The following is a 14,552-nucleotide window of genomic DNA, read 5'->3' as shown; positions in this document are numbered from 1 at the left end:
TTGCTAGAGGAGCGCGCCTTAGTCGCGCGCGCCCAATCTTTATTACAGGCTTCCCCACGAAATGATGGACATCAACGAGATTCGCGAATATCTGCCCCACCGTTACCCGTTCCTGCTGGTGGACCGAGTGGTGGATCTGGATGTCGAGAACAAGCGCATTCGTGCCTACAAGAATGTCAGCATCAACGAGCCATTTTTCAACGGTCACTTCCCGGCGCACCCGATCATGCCCGGTGTATTGATCATTGAAGCCATGGCTCAGGCTGCTGGCATCCTTGGCTTCAAGATGATGGACCTCAAGCCGGCTGACGGTACGCTCTACTACTTCGTAGGCTCCGACAAACTGCGCTTCCGTCAACCTGTGCTGCCAGGTGATCAACTGATCCTGGAGGCCAAGTTCCTGAGCTGCAAACGCTCCATCTGGAAGTTTGAATGCCAGGCAACGGTTGATGGCAAGCCGGTATGCTCGGCTGAAATTATCTGTGCGGAACGCAAACTATGAGTTTGATTGACCCTCGCGCAATCATCGATCCGACGGCCATTTTGGCCGACGACGTCGAGGTCGGCCCTTGGTCGATCGTCGGCGCTGGTGTGGAAATCGGCGAGGGGACAGTGATTGGGCCGCATGTAATTCTCAAAGGCCCAACCAAAATCGGTAAGCACAATCGCATCTACCAGTTTTCTTCGGTAGGTGAAGACACGCCTGATCTCAAGTACAAGGGGGAGGAAACTCGCCTGGTGATCGGTGACCATAACGTTATTCGTGAAGGGGTCACTATTCATCGCGGAACGATTCAGGACCGTGCCGAAACTACCCTGGGTGATCACAATCTGGTGATGGCCTATGCTCACATCGGCCATGACAGCGTCATCGGCAACCATTGCATTCTGGTCAATAACGCCGCGTTGGCGGGTCATGTGCATATGGGTGATTGGGCGATCCTGTCAGGTTTCACGCTGGTTCATCAGTTCTGCCACATTGGTGCCCACAGCTTTTCGGGCATGGGTACTGCAATCGGCAAGGATGTGCCTGCGTTCGTGACCGTGTTTGGCAGTCCTGCCGAAGCACGCAGCATGAACTTCGAAGGTATGCGTCGTCGCGGCTTCAGTGAAGATGCCATTCATGCGTTGCGTCGTGCCTACAAAGTGGTTTATCGCCAGGGCTTGACCGTTGACCAGGCGCTCGCCGAGCTGGCTGAGCCTGCGGTGCAGTTTCCGGAAGTTGCCATGTTTGTAGAGTCCATTCGTTCTTCCTCCCGCGGCATTACGCGCTAGTCATGGCCAGATTGCGTATCGCGCTGGTGGCGGGAGAGGCCTCGGGCGACATTTTGGGCTCAGGATTGATGAGAGCGCTCAAGGCTCAGCATTCTGATATCGAATTTATCGGCGTTGGCGGTCCATTGATGGAAGCTGAGGGCATGAGCTCCTACTTCCCGATGGAGCGTCTGTCGGTAATGGGCCTGGTCGAAGTGTTGGGTCGTCTGCGAGAACTGCTTAAGCGCCGCAAACTCCTTGTCCAGACCCTGATCGCCGAAAAACCCGATGTGTTTATCGGTATCGATGCGCCCGATTTCACCCTCAATATTGAACTTCAATTGCGCCGTGCCGGGATCAAGACCGTGCATTACGTCAGCCCGTCCGTATGGGCGTGGCGTCAGAAGCGAGTGCTGAAAATTCGCGAAGGTTGCGATTTGATGCTGACGCTGCTGCCGTTTGAAGCCAAATTCTACGAAGAGCACGGCGTGCCCGTGCGCTTCGTTGGTCATTCATTGGCCGACACTATCCCCCTTGAAGCCGATAAAACCGGTGCCCGAGCCGAGTTGGGCCTGTCTGGCGGGCCGTTGGTCGCCTTGATGCCGGGCAGCCGCGGCGGAGAAGTGGGCAAGCTGGGCGGTCTGTTTCTCGATGCAGCGCAGATAATTCGAGAGGCCCGGCCAGATGTGCATTTTGTATTGCCATGCGCGAGCGCCGCACGTCGCGAGCAGATCGAGCAGATGCTGGTGGGGCGTGATCTGCCGCTGACCTTGCTTGACGGTCAATCCCATCTGGCACTGGCGGCCTGTGATGCGGTATTGATTGCATCCGGTACCGCGACGCTTGAGGCCTTGCTCTACAAACGGCCAATGGTGGTGGCTTATCGCCTTGCACGTCTGACGTTCTGGATCCTCAAGCGGCTGGTCAAAAGCCCTTACGTGTCCCTGCCCAATTTGCTGGCTCAGCGCATGTTGGTGCCCGAGCTCTTGCAGGATGCCGCCACGCCTGAGGCGCTGGCCCGCACGTTGCTGCCTTTGCTCGAGGGTGGCGAAGAGCAGACCCGCGGCTTTGACGAAATTCATCGTACATTGCGTCTCGACGCTTCCAATCAGGCCGCTAAAGCGGTACTGGACCTGATTGCACAATCCAAATGAGTAAAGTAACCATGCAAATCGGGTTGGATTTCAATCTGGTCGAAGACCTCGTGGCCGGTGTCGACGAAGTGGGGCGCGGCCCATTGTGCGGCGCTGTCGTGACGGCGGCCGTTATTCTTGATCCCAACCGGCCTATAGCCGGGCTCAACGACTCGAAAAAACTCACCGAGGCCCGTCGCGAAAAGCTGTACGACGAAATCCGTGAAAAGGCTTTGAGCTGGTGTATTGCCCGGGCCGAAGTTGAAGAAATCGATGAGCTGAATATTTTGCACGCCACGATGCTGGCCATGCAGCGCGCTGTCGAAGGGCTGAGCATTACCCCTAAACTGGCGATGATCGACGGCAATCGCTGCCCCAAGCTGACAATGCCTTCAGAGGCCGTGGTGAAGGGCGATAGCAAGGTGCCTGCGATTGCGGCAGCATCGATTTTGGCCAAGGTCAGTCGTGACCGTGAAATGGCTGCCTTTGAGCTGCAATACCCGGGCTATGGGATTGGTGGACACAAGGGGTATCCAACGGCTGTTCACCTCGAAGCGCTTGAACGTCTGGGCCCGACACCGATTCACCGGCGTTCGTTTGGCCCGGTTCGTCGTGCGTATGAGGCGCTTGAAGGTCTTGCCAAGGTTTAGCCGCAAGGCTGATGTTTTTGCCAAGGCCCGGTACAATCCGGGCCTTGTTGTTTCTCAAAGCTTATAGACAGGATCACCATGCCGGCTTCATTCGTTCACCTGCGCCTGCACACTGAATATTCCCTGGTCGATGGCCTGGTGCGGATCAAACCGCTGATCAAAACCCTGGCTGGCATGAATATGCCCGCTGTTGCGGTGACCGATCAGAACAACATGTGCTCCCTGGTCAAGTTCTATAAGACCGCCATGGGGGGCGGGATCAAGCCGATCAGTGGTGCGGACCTGTGGCTGTCGAACAAGGATCCGGAAAACCCGCTCATCCGAATCAGCCTGCTGGCAATGAACCCGTTGGGTTATCGCAACCTGACCGAGCTTATTTCCCGTGGTTACATCGATGGCCAGCGTAATGGCCAGGTCATCATTGAGCGCGAATGGGTTGCCGAGGCTGCAGAAGGCCTGATCATGTTGTCGGCGGCGAAAGAGGGCGAGATTGGCGTCGCGCTGATCAGTGGCAACACTGAAGAAGCCGAGGCCCTGGCCCGCGAATGGATGGCGGTGTTCCCGGATCGTTTCTACATCGAAGTTCAGCGCACCAAGCGTCCCAACGATGAAGAGCATCTGCATGCTGCCGTCGCCCTGGCGGACAAAATTGGCGCGCCACTGGTTGCGACCAACGATGTGCGTTTCATCAAGCAGCAGGATTTCGAAGCCCACGAAACCCGTGTTTGCATCGGTGAAGGCCGGGCGCTGGATGACCCGCGCCGTTCAAAGAATTACAGCGATCAGCAGTATCTGAAAAGCGCCGAGGAAATGGCCGAGCTGTTCAGTGACTTGCCTGAGGCGCTGGCAAACACGGTTGAAATTGCCAAGCGCTGCAATATCGAAGTGAAGCTGGGTACTCACTTTTTGCCCAACTTTCCGATTCCCGATGGCATGACCATCGATGAGTATTTCCGCAAGGTGTCGTTTGATGGTCTGGAAGACCGTCTGAGCGTTCTGCTGCCCAGGGACACCACCGAGGATTACGACGCCAAGCGGCAGGTGTATGTCGACCGGCTGAATTTCGAGCTGGATATCATCATCCAGATGGGGTTCCCGGGCTACTTCCTGATCGTGATGGACTTTATCCAGTGGGCCAAGAGCAACGGCGTACCTGTGGGGCCGGGCCGTGGATCGGGTGCCGGATCGCTGGTGGCCTATGTGCAGAAGATTACTGACCTCGACCCGCTGGAATATGACTTGCTGTTCGAGCGATTCCTTAACCCGGAACGGGTATCGATGCCCGACTTCGACGTCGACTTCTGCATGGACGGTCGTGACCGGGTGATCGAGTATGTGGCCGAAAAATATGGCCGCAACGCTGTAAGCCAGATCATCACGTTTGGTTCGATGGCTGCCAAGGCGGTAATCCGTGACGTGGCGCGGGTGCAGGGCAAGTCTTACGGCCTGGCGGATCGTCTGTCGAAGATGATTCCTTTTGAAGTCGGCATGACGCTTGAAAAAGCCTTTGAGCAAGAAGAAATCCTGCGTGATTTCATCAAGGTCGATGAGGAAGCCGCTGAAATCTGGGAAATGGCCCGCAAACTTGAAGGCGTTGTGCGTAACGTCGGCAAGCACGCCGGTGGTGTGGTTATTGCGCCGACCAAACTGACCGACTTCTCGCCGATTTACTGCGATGAAGAGGGCGGCGGTCTGGTTACCCAGTTCGATAAAGATGACGTTGAGTCTGCCGGCCTGGTGAAGTTCGACTTCCTGGGTCTGCGGACCCTGACGGTTATTGACTGGGCGCTGAAAACCATCAACCGCGATCGCGCCAAGGTTGATGAGCCGCCACTGGATATCGCCTTTATCCCGCTCGACGACAAGCCGACGTATCAATTGCTGCAAAAGGCCGAGACCACTGCGGTGTTCCAGCTTGAGTCGCGCGGCATGAAAGAGCTGATCAAAAAGCTCAAGCCCGACTGCCTGGAAGACTTGATCGCACTGGTGGCCCTGTTCCGTCCGGGTCCGCTGCAGTCCGGCATGGTTGATGACTTTATCAACCGCAAGCACGGTCGCGCCGAATTGGCGTACCCGCATTCCGACTATCAGTACGAAGGTCTCAAGCCAGTCTTGGCGCCGACCTACGGCATCATCCTGTACCAGGAACAGGTGATGCAGATTGCCCAGGTCATGGCCGGTTATACCCTCGGCGGCGCCGACATGCTGCGTCGGGCAATGGGTAAGAAAAAACCCGAAGAAATGGCCAAGCAGCGCGGCGGTTTTATTGAAGGTTGTGCCAACAACAACATTGATGGCGACCTGGCCGGTAACATTTTTGACCTGGTAGAGAAATTCGCCGGTTACGGATTCAACAAATCCCACTCCGCTGCCTACGGCCTGGTGTCGTACCAGACTGCCTGGCTGAAAACCCACTACCCGGCACCTTTCATGGCCGCGGTACTGTCGGCGGATATGCATAACACCGACAAGGTCGTGATCCTGATCGAAGAAATTCGCAGCATGAAGCTGCGTCTGGACGCGCCGGACGTGAACGCCTCGGAGTTCAAATTCACCGTAAACGATGAAGGCCGGATCATTTACGGCCTTGGGGCGATCAAGGGTGTTGGCGAGGGGCCTGTAGAGGCCATCACCGAAGCGCGTCAGGACGGTCCGTTCACGGATCTGTTCGATTTCTGTGCCCGGGTTGACCTCAAGCGCATCAACAAGCGCACACTCGACGGTCTGATTCGAAGTGGTGCACTGGACCGTCTTGGGCCGTTCTTTCATGACGAGCCCAAAGCCTGGCAAGCCAGCATCGACCAGAACCGCGCGGTGTTGTTGTCGGCCCTGGAAGAAGCAATCAAGGCGGCCGAACAAACCGCGCGCACCCATGACAGCGGTCACGCCGACCTGTTTGGCGGGTTGTTTGTCGAAGTGGACGCAGACGTCTACGCCAATCACCGCAAGGCCAAGGAACTGACGCTCAAGGAGCGACTCAAAGGCGAGAAGGACACGTTGGGCCTGTACCTGACCGGTCATCCAATTGACGAATATGAAGGCGAAATCCGTCGTTTTGCGCGTCAGCGCATTATTGATCTCAAGCCTGCGCGCGATACTCAGACCGTTGCCGGGATGATCATTGCGTTGCGGGTGATGAAGAACAAAAAAGGCGACAAGATGGGCTTTATTACCCTCGACGACCGGTCGGCGCGTATCGAAGCCTCGCTGTTTGCCGAGGCCTTCCATTCGGCACAGTCATTGTTGCAGACCGATGCGATGGTGGTGGTCGAAGGGGAGGTCAGTAATGATGACTTCTCTGGCGGGCTGCGCCTGAGGGTCAAGCGGGTGATGAGCATGGAAGATGCCCGCACCAGCCTGGCCGAGAGCTTGCGCCTGAAAGTGAATCGGGCTGCACTCAAGGGCGATCAGTTGCGCTGGTTGGGCGAATTGTTCAAGAAACATCGTGGTGCGTGCCCGATCACCATGGATTACACCGGCGAAGACGCCAAGGCCATGTTGCAGTTTGGCGAGACCTGGCGGATCGATCCGGCAGACAGCTTGATTCAAGCCCTGCGTGACCAGTTCGGGCGAGACAACGTCTTCCTCCAATACCGTTGACGGTCAGGGGCTACAGCTGCGCCCTGACCTCGACCTGAATTTTTAATCTCGACCTGAGAGCGCCTGTCCCTTAAGGTAGGCGCGATACAGATCAACCGGCTGCCCCAGCTCGGTTCGAAACGCCAGTAAATGCTGGGTTTCAGACCTTCTGGCATGCTTTGCCGCCGACCCAAGACGGATGCTTATGAACCCGAATTTTCTTGATTTCGAACAGCCGATTGCTGACCTGCAAGCCAAAATCGAAGAGTTGCGCTTGGTTGGTAATGACAATTCGCTGAATATCAGTGATGAAATCTCTCGTCTGCAAGACAAAAGCAAAACGCTGACTGAAGATATTTTCGGCAAGCTGACCAGCTGGCAGATTGCCCGTTTGGCCCGTCACCCGCGTCGTCCATACACACTGGACTACATCGATCACATCTTCACCGAGTTCGATGAGCTGCATGGCGACCGTCATTTCTCGGATGATGCGGCCATCGTTGGCGGTATTGCCCGCCTGGACGATCAGCCAGTGATGGTGATTGGTCACCAGAAAGGCCGTGAAGTCCGTGAAAAGGTACGCCGCAACTTCGGTATGCCGCGTCCTGAAGGCTATCGCAAGGCCTGCCGTTTGATGGAAATGGCCGAGCGTTTCAAAATGCCGATCCTGACCTTCATCGACACGCCGGGTGCTTACCCTGGCATCGACGCTGAAGAGCGTAACCAGAGCGAGGCCATTGCCTGGAACCTGCGTGTCATGTCGCGCCTGAAAACCCCGATCATCGCCACCGTTATCGGCGAAGGCGGTTCGGGCGGTGCCTTGGCGATTGGCGTTTGCGACCAGTTGAACATGCTGCAGTACTCGACCTACGCGGTGATCTCGCCGGAAGGTTGCGCATCGATTCTGTGGAAAACCGCAGAAAAAGCACCGGACGCCGCTGAGGCCATGGGCATTACCGCCGAGCGCCTCAAAGGCCTGGGTATCGTGGACAAGGTGATTGGCGAGCCATTGGGTGGCGCACACCGTGACCCGGCTGCTGCGTCTGCCAGCATTCGTGCCGACCTGATTTCCCAGCTGGACATGCTGAACAAGCTGGATCACGAAACACTGCTCAAGCGTCGTTACGATCGTCTGATGAGCTACGGTCTCTGATTCGGATTTAGTGTGGGAGCGGGCTTGCCCGCGATGGCATCTGCGCGGTTTGGCTCAAAGATCGAGTAGTCAGCATCGCGAGCAAGCCCGCTCCTACAGGATTGCGTAATGCCCAGTCTATCGATTCCGCTGCTGCAAGCCCTCAGCCCCTGGCGCAACGCCAAGGCTTGGCATGTCGCGCTCTCCGGCGGTCTCGATTCGACTGTGCTGCTTCACCTTCTCGTTCAATTGCGCCAGACCCACCCATTACCGCCCATTACCGCTGTCCATGTTCATCATGGCCTGCAGGCGGCGGCTGATGCGTGGCCGGATCATTGTCAGGCGCTGTGTGACCGGTTGAGCGTGCCGTTGCAGGTGATTCGCGTGCAGGTGCAGGCAGGCGCAAGTGTCGAGCGTGCGGCGCGGGATGCGCGCTATCAGGCGTTTGCTGCGCTGACGGGTGTTGAAGAGGTGCTGCTGGTCGGGCAGCACCGTGACGATCAGGCTGAAACCCTGCTGTTTCGCCTGCTGAGAGGGGCAGGGGTCAACGGGTTGGCGGCCATGCCTCGTCAACGACGTTTGGGGGCAGGACACCTGTGCCGGCCTTTGCTGGACGTTTCTCGCGCTCAGCTTGAGGCTTACGCCCTTGAGCAGGGACTGGGCTGGATCGAAGACCCGTCCAACGCCCAAACAGATTTTTCCCGTAATTATTTGCGCCATGAAGTGTTTCCAGTCCTCGCACGGCGATGGCCACAGGCGGCTGCCAGCCTGGCCCGCAGTGCAGCCCATTGTGCCGAGGCTCAAGGTCTGCTTGATGAGTTGGCGCAACAGGATCTTCGCGATGCGGGTACAGACACCGAATTTGCCTGGCTCGGGGTGCCCTCGCTGGCGCTTGCGCCCATCGTCCGTCTGTCGCCTGCACGTCAGCGCAACGCATTGCGTCACTGGCTGGCAGCATTCACCCCATTGCCTGATACCGATCACTGGGCTGGGTGGAATGCCCTGCGTGACGCCCGTGAGGGTGCCCAACCGCTCTGGAAACTCGCCGGCGGTGAGCTGCATCGCGCTGGCGGCCGCATCTGGTGGTTGTCCGGTGACTGGTTGCTCCCGCCCGCTGTGCCAGGATTGTGGACGCAACCCGACCAGGCGCTGACCCTGCCGGGTAATGGTCAGGTGCGCTTTGTCGGGACGACGGCCGATGGCCCCTTGCAAGTGAGCTATCGTCAAGGGGGCGAAGTGATGGCGCTGGAACAGCGCGGTCACCGTGATCTGAAGCGGTTGTTCAACGAGCGGGGTGTTCCGTTGTTTGCCCGTGGCAGATTGCCGCTTCTGTACCGCAATGAGCAGTTATTGGCCGTGGCAAACCTCAATGGACTGGACTCCAGCCCCTGTGGACGCTGGCAATTACAGTGGCTGCCAACTTCGAGCGATCAAGGTTTGAGCTGAAAGGGGGTTTCCGGTAGACTACGCTCCCTTCTTGATACAACTTCTGTGGATTCACCGGAATTACAGAAGTTGCCGATTACCAAGCAGTCTTTGCTGGGCGATTTTAAAAAAATGTGTGGCTTGCATCGAACCGATGATTTACGTCGGTCTGTTTCAACGCAGCAGTTTTTCGAAAGGTGCACTGTGACTAATGCTGGTGATTGGGGGCTTCGGCCTTCCTTCGCTTTCCCCGGCGGCTCTGACCGCTTTAACGCAGACTTCTAGGGTTTTTCATGACGCGCTACATCTTCGTCACGGGCGGTGTTGTTTCTTCATTGGGGAAAGGCATTGCCTCGGCTTCATTGGCAGCCATCCTGGAGGCGCGGGGACTTAAGGTCACCATGCTGAAGCTGGACCCCTACATCAACGTTGATCCGGGCACCATGAGCCCGTTCCAGCACGGTGAAGTGTTCGTCACTCACGACGGCGCCGAAACCGATCTGGACTTGGGGCATTACGAGCGGTTCATCCGCACGACCATGACCCAGAACAACAACTTCACCACGGGCCGCGTTTACGAACACGTCCTGCGCAAGGAGCGCCGTGGTGATTACCTGGGTGCAACCATCCAGGTGATTCCGCACATCACCGACGAAATCAAACGTCGGATCATCAAGGGCGCCGGCGATGCCGACGTAGCGATGGTTGAGATTGGCGGTACTGTGGGTGACATTGAGTCCCAACCGTTCCTCGAGGCTATCCGTCAGTTGCGCATCGAAGTGGGCGCCAAGCGCGCCATGCTGATGCACCTGACGCTGGTTCCGTACATCGCCACTGCTGGCGAAACGAAAACCAAACCAACGCAACACTCGGTTAAAGAATTGCGCTCCATCGGCCTGCAGCCAGATGTCCTGATCTGCCGTTCCGATCACCACGTTGATATTTCTTCGCGTCGCAAGATTGCGTTGTTCACCAACGTTGAAGAGCGTGCCGTTATTTCGCTGGAAGACGCCGACACCATCTACCGCATCCCGGGCATGCTGCACGCCCAGGGTCTGGATGATTTCGTTGTCGAGCGTTTCGGCCTGGAATGCAACAGCGCCGACCTGTCCGAATGGGAACAGGTTGTCGATGCCAAGCTCAATCCAGAGCACGAAGTCACCATCGCGATGGTGGGCAAGTACATGGAGCTGCTGGACGCGTACAAGTCGCTGATCGAAGCGATGAGTCACGCCGGTATTTCCAACCGTACCAAGGTCAACCTGCGTTATATCGACTCCGAAGACATCGAAAACAAAGGCACTGAACTGCTTGAAGGCTGTGATGCCATTCTGGTTCCGGGCGGCTTCGGTCTGCGCGGCGTAGAAGGCAAGATCACTGCTGTTCAGTACGCTCGCGAGAACAAGGTTCCATACCTGGGTATCTGCCTGGGCATGCAAGTAGCGGTAATCGAGTTCGCACGTAACGTGCTGGGCTGGAAAGACGCCAACTCCACCGAGTTCGATCGCAGCAGCGGCCATCCGGTTGTGGGCCTGATCACTGAGTGGGAAGATGCCACCGGTGCAGTCGAAACCCGTACCGAAACGTCGGATCTGGGCGGCACCATGCGTCTGGGTGCGCAGGATTGCCAGCTGCAAGCCGGTTCCCTGGTTCACGACTGCTATGCCAAGGACGTGATTGTTGAACGTCATCGTCATCGCTACGAAGTGAACAACAACCTGCTGCCGCAACTGACTGAAGCAGGCCTGAAAGTGACCGGTCGCTCCGGTGACGGCGCGCTGGTAGAAGTGGTTGAAGCTCCGGATCATCCTTGGTTCGTCGCTTGCCAGTTCCACCCGGAGTTCACCTCCACGCCACGTGATGGCCATCCACTGTTCACCGGTTTCGTCAAAGCTGCACTGGCGCAACACGAGAAGAAGGCGTAATCAGAATGGCGCAAAAGATTATCCGTGTAGGCAATATCGAAATTGCCAACGACAAGCCAATGGTCTTGTTCGGTGGCATGAACGTGCTGGAAAGCCGTGATATGGCCATGCAGGTGTGCGAAGAATACGTACGGGTTACCGAAAAGCTCGGCATCCCTTACGTGTTCAAGGCCAGTTTCGACAAGGCCAACCGTTCATCTGTCAGCTCTTACCGTGGCCCCGGCCTCGAAGAAGGCATGCGGATTTTTCAGGACATCAAGGCTGCTTTCGGTGTGCCGCTGATCACCGACGTTCACGAGCCTGCGCAAGCAGCCGTGGTCGCCGAAGTCTGCGACATCATCCAGTTGCCGGCGTTCCTGTCGCGTCAGACTGACCTGGTCGTGGCCATGGCCAAGACCGGCGCCGTGATCAACATCAAAAAGGCCCAATTCCTTGCGCCTCAGGAAATGAAGCACATCCTGAGCAAATGCGAAGAAGCGGGCAATGATCAGTTGATCCTTTGCGAGCGTGGTTCCAGCTTTGGCTACAACAACCTTGTTGTAGACATGCTGGGCTTCGGCATCATGAAGCAGTTCGAATACCCGGTCTTTTTCGACGTGACCCACGCGCTGCAAATGCCCGGTGGTCGCTCGGACTCAGCCGGTGGTCGTCGTGCCCAAGTGACCGACCTGGCCAAGGCTGGCATCAGCCAGGGCCTGGCGGGCCTGTTCCTTGAGGCGCACCCGGATCCGGACAATGCCAAATGCGACGGCCCTTGCGCCTTGCGTCTGGACAAGCTGGAGCCTTTCCTGGCCCAGCTGAAGTCTCTGGATGAGTTGGTTAAAAGTTTTCCGACAATAGAAACCGCGTAAACCTCGTTTCTCCGGTAAAGTACCGCACGATTTCTCGGGCCTCAGGGCCCGAGCCTTATCGCCCGCAAGGCTGCCCGCTATTTGCCCCTTGCCGCCGATAACAATATTTCCCTCAGCTGCGTCGTTTTCGTCAACTTTGGAGTGTTTACAACAATGGCAAAAATCGTCGACATCAAAGGTCGTGAAGTTCTCGACTCCCGTGGCAATCCCACTGTGGAAGCGGACGTGCTTCTCGACAACGGCATCATCGGCAGTGCTTGCGCGCCGTCCGGTGCATCCACTGGTTCCCGTGAAGCGCTGGAACTGCGTGATGGCGACAAGAGCCGTTACCTGGGCAAAGGCGTGCTGAAAGCCGTTGCCAACATCAATGGCCCGATTCGTGATTTGCTGCTGGGTAAAGACCCGGTTGACCAAAAGGCGCTGGACCACGCGATGATCGCGCTGGACGGCACTGAGAACAAAGGCTCCCTGGGCGCCAACGCCATCCTGGCCGTGTCTCTGGCTGCTGCCAAAGCCGCTGCCCAGGACCAGGACCTGCCGCTGTACGCACACATTGCCAACCTGAACGGCACTCCGGGTGTTTACTCGATGCCGGTTCCGATGATGAACATCATCAACGGTGGCGAGCACGCTGATAACAACGTCGACATTCAAGAGTTCATGGTTCAGCCGGTTGGCGCCAAGACTTTTTCTGACGCGCTGCGCATGGGCACCGAAATCTTCCATCACCTCAAAGCTGTGCTCAAGGCTCGTGGCCTGAACACCGCAGTGGGCGACGAAGGTGGTTTCGCACCGAACCTGGCTTCCAACGAAGATGCACTTAAAGTGATCTCCGAAGCCGTTGCAAACGCCGGTTACACCCTGGGCACTGACGTGACCCTGGCTCTGGACTGCGCTGCCAGCGAATTCTACGAAGACGGTAAATACAACCTGTCGGGCGAAGGTCAAGTCTTCAGTTCCGAAGGTTTTGCTGAATACCTCAAGGGTCTGACTCAGCGCTACCCGATCATCTCCATCGAAGACGGCCTGGACGAGTCTGACTGGGATGGCTGGAAAATCCTGACCGACAAAATCGGTGAGAAGGTTCAGCTGGTGGGTGACGACCTGTTCGTAACCAACACCAAGATCCTGAAAGAAGGCATCGACAAGAGCATTGCCAACTCGATCCTGATCAAGTTCAACCAGATCGGTACCCTGACCGAAACGCTGGAAGCCATTCAGATGGCCAAGGCTGCTGGTTACACGGCTGTGATCTCGCACCGCTCCGGCGAAACCGAAGATTCCACGATTGCCGATCTGGCGGTGGGTACTTCGGCTGGCCAGATCAAGACCGGCTCTCTGTGCCGTTCTGATCGTGTTTCCAAGTACAACCAATTGCTGCGTATCGAAGAGCAATTGGGTGCAAAAGCCAAGTACAACGGTCGTGGCGAGTTCCGCGGCTGAGTACTGAATCGTAAAAAGTCAGCAGATTGTGTTGAAAAGCTCGTCAATGCGGGTCTTTTGACACTAATCTGATGCTTCTGTATACAAGCCTGGTTCTTCCAGGCTTTGTACTATTCGATGTTTACGTTTGTCGGCATGGCTGTCTTTTTACTGGATACCTGATATTCGATGCGCAGTCCCTATTGGTTGTTTCTCGTCCTGCTCTTGCTGCTGGCTGGCCTACAGTATCGCCTGTGGGTGGGGAATGGCAGTTTGGCGCAGGTTACCGACCTGACTCAGCAAATCGCCGATCAGCGTGCTGAAAACGAAATTTTGCTGGAGCGTAACCGCGTGCTGGATGCGGAAGTGCTGGAGCTTAAAAAAGGCATGGAGACCGTTGAAGAACGCGCTCGCCATGAGTTGGGCATGATCAAGGAGGGTGAAACCCTCTATCAGTTGGCCCAATGAGTCATTCATCACCGGCCTTTTGGGCCGTGATTCCTGCCGCGGGCGTGGGTGCCCGTATGGCCGCGGACCGTCCCAAGCAATATTTGCAATTGGGCGGGCGCAGTATTCTCGAACACAGCATCAGCTGTTTTCTCGATCATCCAGGCCTCAAGGGGCTGGTGGTCAGCGTTGCTTTTGATGATCCCTTCTGGCCGTCATTGCCGTGTGCTTCTGATCCGCGGGTTGTGCGGGTGGACGGCGGGCGGGAACGGGCGGACTCCGTACTCAACGCGTTACTGTACCTGCATGCGCAAGGTGCGGCGGATGACGACTGGGTATTGGTCCACGATGCGGCACGTCCAAACCTGTCCCGTGAAGACCTAGACAAGCTGCTGGGTGAGTTGGCTGACGACCCGGTGGGTGGTTTGCTGGCTGTTCCTGCGCGGGACACACTCAAGCGAGTGGACAAAAAAGGTCGTGTGGTTGAAACCGTTGATCGCAGTTTGATCTGGCAAGCCTATACACCGCAGATGTTTCGCCTGGGGCCATTGCATCGCGCTCTGGCGGACAGCCTTGTGGCCGATGCGACCATCACGGACGAATCTTCGGCAATGGAATGGGCCGGCCTGGCCCCGCGACTGATCGAAGGGCGTGGGGACAATATCAAGGTCACTCGCCCGGAAGACCTTGAGTGGTTGCGTTTGCGTTGGGTTAACCGTTGAGTAAACACAAAC

General features: G+C 57.0%; 12 protein-coding genes. All 12 read left to right on the top strand.

Annotated elements, in window-relative coordinates; translation table 11 throughout:
* The first annotated feature begins 61 nt into the window (after positions 1-61).
* The 12 genes from fabZ to ispD all read left to right on the top strand — a co-directional run bounded on the left by fabZ (position 62) and on the right by ispD (position 14,540).
* Positions 62-502: a 3-hydroxyacyl-ACP dehydratase FabZ gene (gene fabZ, locus VSQ83_RS18490; protein ID WP_016781990.1), complete on the top strand. Its 441-nt coding sequence runs from the start codon at positions 62-64 to the stop codon at positions 500-502.
* Positions 499-1,275, top strand: a complete 777-nt coding sequence (lpxA, locus tag VSQ83_RS18485; RefSeq protein ID WP_133077721.1) for an acyl-ACP--UDP-N-acetylglucosamine O-acyltransferase — start codon at positions 499-501, stop codon at positions 1,273-1,275. The genes fabZ and lpxA overlap by 4 nt, the downstream gene beginning before the upstream one ends.
* Positions 1,276-1,277: 2 nt before the next feature.
* Positions 1,278-2,408, top strand: a complete 1,131-nt coding sequence (gene lpxB / locus VSQ83_RS18480) for a lipid-A-disaccharide synthase (protein ID WP_133077720.1) — start codon at positions 1,278-1,280, stop codon at positions 2,406-2,408.
* An 11-nt stretch (positions 2,409-2,419) separates the two neighbouring features.
* A complete protein-coding gene (gene rnhB, locus VSQ83_RS18475) occupies positions 2,420-3,037 on the top strand; it encodes a ribonuclease HII (RefSeq protein WP_133077719.1) in 618 nt (205 codons plus the stop codon).
* A gap of 78 nt (positions 3,038-3,115) precedes the next feature.
* Positions 3,116-6,637 (top strand): DNA polymerase III subunit alpha, encoded by a 3,522-nt coding sequence (gene dnaE / locus VSQ83_RS18470; protein WP_326427308.1) that lies wholly within the window; start codon positions 3,116-3,118, stop codon positions 6,635-6,637.
* Between the two features lie 184 nt (positions 6,638-6,821).
* Positions 6,822-7,769, top strand: a complete 948-nt coding sequence (locus VSQ83_RS18465) for an acetyl-CoA carboxylase carboxyltransferase subunit alpha (RefSeq protein ID WP_046810490.1) — start codon at positions 6,822-6,824, stop codon at positions 7,767-7,769.
* A gap of 108 nt (positions 7,770-7,877) precedes the next feature.
* The gene (gene tilS, locus VSQ83_RS18460; protein ID WP_326397451.1) at positions 7,878-9,194 is read left to right on the top strand and encodes a tRNA lysidine(34) synthetase TilS; all 1,317 of its coding nucleotides are present in this window, start codon (positions 7,878-7,880) and stop codon (positions 9,192-9,194) included.
* Between the two features lie 272 nt (positions 9,195-9,466).
* A complete protein-coding gene (locus VSQ83_RS18455; protein WP_019822213.1) occupies positions 9,467-11,098 on the top strand; it encodes a CTP synthase in 1,632 nt (543 codons plus the stop codon).
* A gap of 5 nt (positions 11,099-11,103) precedes the next feature.
* The gene (gene kdsA, locus VSQ83_RS18450) at positions 11,104-11,949 is read left to right on the top strand and encodes a 3-deoxy-8-phosphooctulonate synthase (protein WP_019822215.1); all 846 of its coding nucleotides are present in this window, start codon (positions 11,104-11,106) and stop codon (positions 11,947-11,949) included.
* Between the two features lie 153 nt (positions 11,950-12,102).
* Positions 12,103-13,392, top strand: a complete 1,290-nt coding sequence (gene eno / locus VSQ83_RS18445) for a phosphopyruvate hydratase (protein ID WP_133077716.1) — start codon at positions 12,103-12,105, stop codon at positions 13,390-13,392.
* Between the two features lie 168 nt (positions 13,393-13,560).
* The gene (gene ftsB / locus VSQ83_RS18440; RefSeq protein ID WP_019822218.1) at positions 13,561-13,839 is read left to right on the top strand and encodes a cell division protein FtsB; all 279 of its coding nucleotides are present in this window, start codon (positions 13,561-13,563) and stop codon (positions 13,837-13,839) included.
* Positions 13,836-14,540 carry a 2-C-methyl-D-erythritol 4-phosphate cytidylyltransferase gene (gene ispD / locus VSQ83_RS18435; protein WP_219261620.1) on the top strand — a complete coding sequence of 235 codons (705 nt, stop codon included), beginning with the start codon at positions 13,836-13,838 and terminating at the stop codon, positions 14,538-14,540. Before ftsB ends, ispD begins: the two co-directional genes overlap by 4 nt.
* The last annotated feature ends 12 nt before the right edge of the window (positions 14,541-14,552 follow it).

Origin of the sequence: Pseudomonas sp. DSV-1, assembly GCF_035830915.1 — a bacterium.
Classification (GTDB): domain Bacteria; phylum Pseudomonadota; class Gammaproteobacteria; order Pseudomonadales; family Pseudomonadaceae; genus Aquipseudomonas.
Note: the sequence above shows the minus strand (reverse complement) of the source record. Positions and strands in the feature narration are given on the sequence as shown.

Coding starts and splice junctions, on each gene's coding strand:
- ispD (WP_219261620.1), top strand. CDS start 13,836: ATGAGTCATTCATCACCGGCCTTTTGGGCCGTGATTCCTGCCGCGGGC.
- VSQ83_RS18455 (WP_019822213.1), top strand. CDS start 9,467: ATGACGCGCTACATCTTCGTCACGGGCGGTGTTGTTTCTTCATTGGGG.
- lpxB (WP_133077720.1), top strand. CDS start 1,278: ATGGCCAGATTGCGTATCGCGCTGGTGGCGGGAGAGGCCTCGGGCGAC.
- rnhB (WP_133077719.1), top strand. CDS start 2,420: ATGCAAATCGGGTTGGATTTCAATCTGGTCGAAGACCTCGTGGCCGGT.
- tilS (WP_326397451.1), top strand. CDS start 7,878: ATGCCCAGTCTATCGATTCCGCTGCTGCAAGCCCTCAGCCCCTGGCGC.
- dnaE (WP_326427308.1), top strand. CDS start 3,116: ATGCCGGCTTCATTCGTTCACCTGCGCCTGCACACTGAATATTCCCTG.
- eno (WP_133077716.1), top strand. CDS start 12,103: ATGGCAAAAATCGTCGACATCAAAGGTCGTGAAGTTCTCGACTCCCGT.
- ftsB (WP_019822218.1), top strand. CDS start 13,561: ATGCGCAGTCCCTATTGGTTGTTTCTCGTCCTGCTCTTGCTGCTGGCT.
- VSQ83_RS18465 (WP_046810490.1), top strand. CDS start 6,822: ATGAACCCGAATTTTCTTGATTTCGAACAGCCGATTGCTGACCTGCAA.
- fabZ (WP_016781990.1), top strand. CDS start 62: ATGATGGACATCAACGAGATTCGCGAATATCTGCCCCACCGTTACCCG.
- lpxA (WP_133077721.1), top strand. CDS start 499: ATGAGTTTGATTGACCCTCGCGCAATCATCGATCCGACGGCCATTTTG.
- kdsA (WP_019822215.1), top strand. CDS start 11,104: ATGGCGCAAAAGATTATCCGTGTAGGCAATATCGAAATTGCCAACGAC.